The organism is Clostridium sp. (assembly GCF_051654825.1).
Lineage (GTDB): Bacteria > Bacillota > Clostridia > Clostridiales > Clostridiaceae > Clostridium.
The window spans coordinates 21,448-28,597 of record NZ_JBOFYU010000016.1 but is presented as its reverse complement, the minus strand read 5'-3'; the positions used below and the strand labels follow the sequence as shown (position 1 = coordinate 28,597).

Genomic DNA, 7,150 nt, shown 5'->3' with positions numbered 1-7,150 from the left:
ATTTTACCTATGATACTAATAGTTACTTCAATTGTATTTATAGCAGTGCCATTTAGTTTTGACAAAGAAACACTTATGGCAACTTTACCAATAACAATAGGTTCAATAATATTCTTCATTATAGGTGAAATTTTAATAAGAAATAGTGGAAAAGAGATAATTGAAAAATCAAAATAGAGGGGAGATATTTTATGAAAACATTAAATTCTACACCAAAACAAGATGGGTTTAGAATGCCAGGGGAATTTGAAAAACACGATGGATGTTGGATAATATGGCCTGAAAGACCAGATAACTGGAGACTAGGAGCAAAACCAGCTCAAAAGGTGTTTGTAGAAGTAGCAAAAACTATAAATAGATTTGAACCAGTAACAGTATGTGTAAGTAATGAACAATACGATAACGCTAGAAATATGTTACCAGATGATATACGCCTAGTAGAAATATCAAACAATGATTCTTGGGTACGTGACTGTGGTCCTACATTTGTAACAAATGGCAAAGAAGTAAGAGGGATAGACTGGTCATTTAATGCATGGGGTGGACTTGTAGATGGATTATACTTCCCATGGGATAAGGATGATAAAGTAGCTAGAAAAATATGTGAAATAGAAAATAAAAATAGATATAGATTAGATGATTTTGTACTAGAAGGTGGATCAATCCACGTAGATGGAGAAGGAACATTAATAGTAACTGAGGAGTGCCTACTAAGTGAAGGACGTAATCCTCATTTAACTAAGGAAGAAATAGAAGAAACATTAAAAGAATACTTAAACTTAGAAAAAATAATATGGCTACCACTTGGAATATACAATGATGAAACAAATGGACACGTAGACAACATAATGCACTACATAGCACCAGGAAAGGTGGTACTTGCTTGGACTGAAGACAAAGATGATCCACAATATGAAATCTGCCAAACTGCTTATGAAATATTAAATAGTGAAACCGATGCAAAAGGAAGAAAACTAGAAGTAATAAAACTAATGCTACCAGCCAACATTTTAATAACAGGGGAAGAAAGTGAAGGAGTAGATGGAGTAGATGGAACATTACCTCGTCAAGAGGGAGATAGACTAGCAGCATCTTATGCAAACTTCTATATGGCAAATGGAGCAGTAGTATTGCCAGTATTTAATGATAAAAATGATGAATTGTCAGTAAAAACACTTAAAGAAGCATTACCAGATAGAGAGATAGTTCCAGTATATGCAAGAGAAATACTACTAGGTGGAGGAAATATCCACTGCATAACACAACAACAACCATCTGCTAAATAATAAAAAGCAGTTTGTATAGGAGGAGTATTATGGAAAAATTAGTAATAGCACTAGGTGGAAATGCCTTAGGAAATAATGCGAAGGAACAATTAGAACTAGTAAAACAAACAGCAAGAACAATAGTTGACTTATCAGAAGAAGGGTACAGTGTAGTAGTAGGTCATGGGAATGGACCACAAGTAGGAATGATAAATCTAGCAATGGACTTTGCATCAAATAATGGAGCTAATACACCAAGTATGCCATTTGCAGAATGTGGATCAATGAGCCAAGGCTATATAGGATACCACCTACAACAATCAATAAAAAATGAATTAAATAAAAGAAATATAAATAAAAAAGTAGCAACAATAGTAACACAAGTAGTAGTAGATGAAACTGACGAAGCTTTTAAAAACCTAACAAAACCAGTAGGAATGTTTTATACAAAAGAAGAAGCTGATAAAATAGGCGCTGAAAAAGGATATACTTTTGTAGAAGATGCAGGAAGAGGCTATAGAAGAGTAGTTGCTTCACCTAATCCACAAAAGATAGTAGAACTAGAAACTATAAAACACCTAGTAGAGAACGGAACGATAGTAATTACAGTAGGGGGCGGTGGAATACCAGTAGTAGAAGAACCTAATGGAACACTATATGGAGTAGATGCAGTAATAGATAAAGATAAATCAAGTGCAAAACTAGCTAAAGACATTGATGCAAAGATGCTAGTAATACTAACGGCAGTAGATAGAGTATGTATAAACTTTAATAAGCCAAACCAAGAAGAACTATCAAACATTAATTTAATAGAAGCTACAAAATATATAAAAGAAGGACACTTTGCAAAAGGCTCAATGTTACCTAAAGTAGAAGCTTGTGTAGACTTTGTAGAAAACTCTACAAATGGTAAAGCCTTAATAACATCACTAGAAAAAGCAAAAGAAGCACTACATGGAGAAACAGGAACAATAATTAGTAAAGAAACAGTATTAGTATAAGATTTGCTAGTAGAAATATAAAAATAACATTAAATTAGGGGGAAATAACTATGAAATTACCAGTATCAAGTGCAACTGAATTAAATAAAAAAGGACTAAGACATTTCTTAGACACACAACATTTAAGCAAGAAAGAATTATTAGAAATATTTGACTTAATGAAACTATTAAAAGATGCTAGAAGAGACAACGCAGTACCACAATTATTCAAAGGAAAATCAATAGCAATGATATTTGAACAACCATCAACAAGAACAAGAGTATCATTTGAAACTGCAGCAACAATACTAGGTGGTCATGCATTATTCTTATCACCAAAAGACATTCACCTAGGAGCAAAAGAAAGTTTAGAAGATACATCAAAAGTATTATCAAGAATGGTAGATATAATGATGGCAAGAGTTGACTATCATACTACCGTATCAGGCCTTGCAGAGCATGCAACAGTACCAGTAGTAAATGGATTATGTGATTGGCTACATCCAACACAAATGTTAGCAGACGTATTTACTATGATAGAGCACTTACCAGAAGGTAAGAAATTAGAAGAATTAACAGTAAGTTTTATGGGAGATGCTACTAATGTTTGTTCATCACTTGCATTTATCTGTACTCAATTAGGAATGAAGTATAAGCATATAGGACCTAAAAAATACCAAATGCCAAAAGATTGGCAAGATATAGCTTTAGAAAACTGCAAAACATCAGGAGGATCATTATTAGTTACTGATGATGTAGAAGAAGTAAGAGGGTCTGATATAGTAGTAGCAGATAGTTTCTACTGGTTTGGTCAAGAAGCTGAAAAAGAAGAAAGATTATCTACATTCATACCAAGATATGTAGTAACTCAAGAGATAATGGATATGGCAGGAGAAAACGCAATGTTTATGCACTGCTTACCAGCAAATGACCAAAGAGAGTGTACAAGAGAAGTAATGAATGGAAAAAGATCTATAATATTTGATGAAGCTGAAAATAGATTAACTGCTCAAATGGCTATATTAGTGTATTTTACTTATAATCATATCCCACAACCATCTAAGGAAACTATAAAAATGCATAAAGATAAGATAAATGAGTTTTTAAAGACTATTACTATAAATAATGTAGAAGAAGAAGCATTAGTTTAATAAAATAAAAAGGCTAGAATTACTGAATTAATCAGTATCTAGCCTTTTTTCTTATTATAAGATTAGCAGTATTTTGGAACTATAGGCGCATCTAAAAATTCAGTATAAGGTTTAAAAATAGGATCACAACATCCATCCACTTCTTTTGAAAGCACTTCTATAGCTAATATACCTATTTGTCTACCTAATGAAAGTCCATTTGTTAAGTCTGATCTAAAATGTATACCACCGTAAAGACGAGATATAGAAGCATCTTCAGCTAAACTATTAAGCTTATTAGCCTCGGCAGGGAAGAAATATGATAGTACAGTACTTGTAGCACCTGATACAACTGAGTGTCCAGAAGGATAAGTTGGAAACTTAGGAGTTTGAAGTAATGTAACCAAATTTCTATTTAATTGAACAGGTCTTGCAAAGTCACCACAATATTTATAAAACCATGTTATAACGAAAGCATCATTTATAACATTTTGTACAGAAGCAAGTATTTTCGCACTCATTGGAGGATTTACTTTGTAAGTATTTATAAGTGTTAAAGTTATAGGTGTCCATTGATTAACAGGAACGCCCGTACCCCAAAACTTAGCCATACCTATTTGACATGTTGTTAAATTTGCTTGAACATATTCCACCTCTTTTAGTTCAGCATTAAAATCAATACTACAAGGATTAGCAAAATTCCATTTTATTGGCATATTACATAAAGTAGAGAAGTTTCCATTACCATTAAATTTTACAAAGCATAATGGCCATGAACCAGCATTTTTTTCGATACCAACATAGGGATTAGTTTCATTTGGATAAGGTATTTTAGACCATCTATCATAACAATGATGGCAATCAGTATCATTTGGACAGCTAAGACATGGTAGTGAGTTTGGACAATCATAAGAATCTTGGTGATTACAGCAATTACAGTAGCAATTCTTATTTTCATATATAGAGTTATTATTAATAAAGTTTGTCATTTATTTCACACCTCTTGCAAATTTATATTCAATATAATGTAAATATATATTTAATATAGTAATAATATATAGTTTTTAGGTAAAATAGTGACTATATGTAATAATTTTGTGTTTATTAAGGAATTTATACCTGGGTGAGATAAATTTATTCAGATTGAATGAAAAAAGTTTTCAAAAAATATTGCCAATATTATGTTAATGATATAATATAAAATAAAAAGGAAAACGTATTTTGGAGGGGGATAAAATGCATAGAAAAAAATTTTCAACAAAAATAGTTGCAGGATTAATAACAACAATAATGTTAATACAACCTGTTATTGGATTTACAGAAGGTGTCAATAGTGAAAATAAAGAAACAAAAGTAGAATTAAAAATAAGCGATGGAATGTATGCAATACTTAACAACGGAGAAAAGATTTTAATAAATGGTAAAAATGAATCTAGAAGAGAAAATCAAATTATTATATATACAGATTCATATGGTCCAAAAACAAATCAAAATAGATGGGGAAGAGAAATTGTAGTTGATAACAATGGAATAGTTACTTCTAATATAGGGCCAGGTGAAAGAGATAAAGATGGAGGAGAAGAGATTCCTAAAAGAGGTTTTGTACTATCTGCACATGGAGAGAGAAGGAGAGAATTAGAAAATATAAAAGTTGGAGAAAAGATTGATTTAGAGGGGGTTTCATTAGTTGACTTAAATAAAGAGTCACATTATGAGTTAACAGTAGTTAATCCGAATGCTGAAAATAATCCAGGTGGAGTTGATATTACCGGAACTCCTTATCCAGGTTTTAGAGGAGGGGATCAACTGGTTGTATATACTAAAGAGTTTGGAACAAATACAGGTACAAATGACTATGGTTCAGAAATAATTGTCCAAGGAACATTAGAAAGTGGAACCATAGTATCTGTAGGTGGGAATAATAGTAATATACCAGAAGATGGGTATGTATTATCTGGGCATGGAAAAGCAGCTAGCTTTTTAGTAAATGAAGGGTTAGTTGGTGCTAATGTTAAAGTTGATGAAAATACAAAAAAGGTAACTATATCAGTAACACCTCAAAGTCTGCTAGTAACTGCAAAAAAAGATTTTGAAGTTGCAAGGGATTCATATGAAATAGCTAAAAATCTTATGTTAGATGTAGACTATGAAAAATCAAAAGAAAGTTTAAATAAATGTGAATATCATTTAAATAAAGCTGTTGAAATTGCAGAAAAAATAAATGATGGAGATACATCTTCGCAAACTCAATTTGCGTTCTTAGATGAAGTAGAATCTGTGAAAAAGGGTTCATTAGATGTGCAATATTTTACTATGGAGTCTAGAGTAGTAGATGCTAGAGGTGTATGGCATAGACCTATTGAAAAAAACTTAGAAGATGTAAAAAATACTTTAAATGAATTAAAAGAAAATAATATAAATATGTTATTTATAGAGACATTCTATCATGGGTATACAATAAATCCTACAAATAATAAAGTTATAACTCAAAGACCAGAATTTGCAAATGCTAATTATGGTGAGTACGGAAATGATATATTAAAAGCCTTTGTTGAAGAAGGCAAGAAAATGGGAATAGAAGTTCATGCTTGGGTACAAAATTTTAGAGCTGGGTATAAGGCTGGAAATAATGATGTTAACCCTATTTTGAGTCAAGAAGAATATAAGGACTGGGCATTAATCAATTATGATGGATCAGATCTAACAATACATGAAGATAATTACTATTTTATGGATCCATCTAATCCAGAGGTAAGAGATTGCCTAAAAGATATATACATAGAGTTAGTTAAAAATTATGATTTAGACGGTCTTCAATTAGATTATATAAGGTACCCGGTGGGACAATATAAGAGCGATTCTGGATATGGTGAAAATGAAGACAGCAGTATGAATCAATTTAAAAAAGAGTACAATCTATCTGAAGATATTGATATAAGAGATTTAATGGATAAAGATAAAAATTCTGATTGGCAACTGTGGTGGAATAGATGGAATGAGTTTAAACAAAACAAGGTAACTACTTTTGTAGAAGAAATAAACAATGAGCTTAAAAAAGTAAATTCTGAAATATTAATATCTACTGCAATATTCCCCAATATAGAGGAGGCAAAGGATAAAAAAATGCAAGATTGGCCAACATGGGTAGAAAGTGGATATATTGATTTAACTGCGCCTATGGCATATTACAAAGACGCTAAAACGGTTAAAGAAGATGTAAATGATATGGTTGAATATGTAGGTGGAAATTGCTTGAATTATGCAGGTATAGCACCTACATTTATAGGTCTTAAACCAGATCAAAATGCGTTCCAAGTCCAAGCGGCACGTGAAGGGAAAGCTCAAGGAAGTATAATATTTGCTTCTCAAAATTTATTAGGACTAAGTGATGTACAACATGTATTACAAAGTTCAACACATAGAAAAGAGGCAATAACTCCACATGCAGAGCTAGCAGATGTTGTTGGTGAAGTGGTTGATTCAATACAAAATAAATCCAACAATATATATATACCTAATAATGCAATGAGCATAAAAGACCTAGAAAAATTAATGGTAGATTTAAATAACATAAAGAGTTTATGCGATAATAATAATATAAAGCTAGAGAAAGTATCACAAGAAATAGAAAAATCAATGTCAAAACTAGATAAATATGTTACTGGAGAGGCTAAAAATAGAATAATGGAAGATTTAGAATACTTAAAAGAAATACTAGATACAAGAGAAAAAATGAATAAATAATTAATAAATGGTAAAGCTGACTGTAAATTAG

Annotated in this window: 5 protein-coding genes; 4 read left to right on the top strand and 1 reads right to left on the bottom strand. The window is 31.4% G+C overall.

Annotated features, from left to right (window positions below):
* Positions 1–191: 191 nt before the first annotated feature.
* Genes aguA through ptcA form a run of 3 tightly spaced genes read left to right on the top strand, consistent with a single transcriptional unit; the run spans position 192 to position 3,396 of the window.
* On the top strand, positions 192–1,286 hold the full coding sequence (aguA, locus tag ACRDBA_RS00680) for an agmatine deiminase (protein ID WP_438571027.1): 1,095 nt from the start codon (positions 192–194) through the stop codon (positions 1,284–1,286).
* Between the two features lie 29 nt (positions 1,287–1,315).
* On the top strand, positions 1,316–2,266 hold the full coding sequence (arcC, locus tag ACRDBA_RS00675) for a carbamate kinase (RefSeq protein ID WP_438571026.1): 951 nt from the start codon (positions 1,316–1,318) through the stop codon (positions 2,264–2,266).
* A 50-nt stretch (positions 2,267–2,316) separates the two neighbouring features.
* Entirely contained in the window at positions 2,317–3,396 is a 1,080-nt protein-coding gene (gene ptcA, locus ACRDBA_RS00670; RefSeq protein WP_438571025.1) for a putrescine carbamoyltransferase, read from the top strand.
* A 62-nt stretch (positions 3,397–3,458) separates the two neighbouring features.
* On the opposite strand, the gene ACRDBA_RS00665 is transcribed toward ptcA, so the two are convergent.
* A complete protein-coding gene (locus ACRDBA_RS00665) occupies positions 3,459–4,364 on the bottom strand; it encodes a vanadium-dependent haloperoxidase (protein WP_438571024.1) in 906 nt (301 codons plus the stop codon).
* A 247-nt stretch (positions 4,365–4,611) separates the two neighbouring features.
* Here ACRDBA_RS00665 and ACRDBA_RS00660 point away from each other — a divergent pair, with 247 nt between their 5' ends.
* Positions 4,612–7,119, top strand: coding sequence for a glycoside hydrolase family 10 protein (locus ACRDBA_RS00660; RefSeq protein ID WP_438571023.1), 2,508 nt, complete (start codon positions 4,612–4,614; stop codon positions 7,117–7,119).
* Positions 7,120–7,150: the final 31 nt, after the last annotated feature.